The sequence below is a fragment of the Streptomyces sp. NPDC031474 genome, assembly GCF_055581185.1.
In genome coordinates this window covers 1-1,318 of record NZ_JBVIJX010000079.1, presented here as the reverse complement: position 1 = coordinate 1,318, position 1,318 = coordinate 1, and the positions used below count along the sequence as shown (strand labels likewise).

At 66.8% G+C, this 1,318-nt stretch carries 1 protein-coding gene and 1 pseudogene; one reads left to right on the top strand and one right to left on the bottom strand.

Features of this window, described 5'->3' with window-relative positions; translation table 11 throughout:
- Positions 1–98 precede the first annotated feature (98 nt).
- Positions 99–767, bottom strand: a pseudogene (locus tag ACZ5SK_RS48510) (IS5 family transposase); the annotation flags it as partial.
- Between the two features lie 108 nt (positions 768–875).
- Between ACZ5SK_RS48510 and ACZ5SK_RS48505 the strand changes: the two are divergent.
- Positions 876–1,318: transposase (locus tag ACZ5SK_RS48505; RefSeq protein WP_468159102.1), on the top strand; the 443-nt coding region annotated here is incomplete at its 3' end.

Below are 1,318 nucleotides of genomic sequence, written 5' to 3'. Positions count from 1 at the left end.
TGTGGCGGGTAGTTCTTCATGACCACGAGATGTCCGTTCTCAGATCCTCAGGATCCAGTGTCTCGTGTGTTCAACATCCGGGGTCAAGGCCCGCCCGCCTGGTCGGCAGGTTCTGGGATCGTGCAGCGGATCCCACGTTTGCGGAGGTAGACCCGGTTGGCGCGGGATGAGTACGCCTTGTCGCCGCGCACCCGCAGGGCACGGACACGGGGACGCCCTGGCCCGACGCGTGGCACGCGAATGCCTTCCAAAACGGCCGTGAACTGCGGGCTGTCGCCGCGCTGCCCAGCCGTCAGCAAAGACAGCGGCCGCTGGCCCTGCTCGCAGGCGAGATGGATCTTGGTGGTGAAGCCGCCACGGGAGCGGCCCAGGCCATGGTCGTCAGGTTCGCAGCGGATCCCACCCGGTGGCTCCTTCTGGGACCGCCCGTCACGACGGGCGCCTGCGGCATGCTGATGAGCCCGGCAGATCGTGGATTCGACGTTCACTTCCCACGTGATCAGCCCTGCCGCGTCCGCCCGAACTTGCAGCCCGGTCAGCAACGCAGCCCAGGTGCCGTTTCGCTGCCACCGCCGAAACAGCCCGTAGACCGTCTGCCAAGGCCCGTACTCCGGCGGGAGATCCCTCCACGGAGCCCCGGTCCGCACCCGCCACCGGACCCCATCGATCAGCCGGCGTCGACTCGCCGGCGGCCGCCCTCGCACCACGATCGGCAGTAACGGTTCCAGCACGGCCCACTGCTCGTCAGAAAGATCCCCTTGCCCCACCTCGAGATCATCACGAGGTGCGAGGCACGGAACCAACTTTGAAAACAGGCCCTAGTAGGACTCCGTTAGGTCTTCTCGTCGGGCCTGTTCGGGAGCATGTTGGGTTGGGTGGACGCACATGAAGTGAACCGTGTTCGGGCGAAGTTGGCGTTGTACGTGGCGAATGTGTTCGCGTCGGTGCCGCGCAAGGACCAGCGGGCCAAGGGCGACTGCTATCTGCGGGGACTGATGCTGGACGGCCGCCGCAAGTCGATCCAGGCCATGGCGGCGCGGCTGCCGGACGGCAACGAGCAGAACCTGCAGCAGTTCGTGAACCAGTCCACCTGGGATCCGGGGCCGGTGCAGCGGCGGATCTGCGAGCGGATGCTGCCGCTCATCACCCCGACGGCCTGGGTGATCGACGACGTGTCGGTGCCCAAGGACGGGAGGATGTCGGCCGGGGTGGCCCCTCAGGCCCTTCAGTTCAAGAGGTCGTTGCAACACCCCGTCCGTAGGGAGTTGCAGTGGACTTCGAGATCCGGGAGGACCGGAGGCCGCAGGGGCCCCGGAAG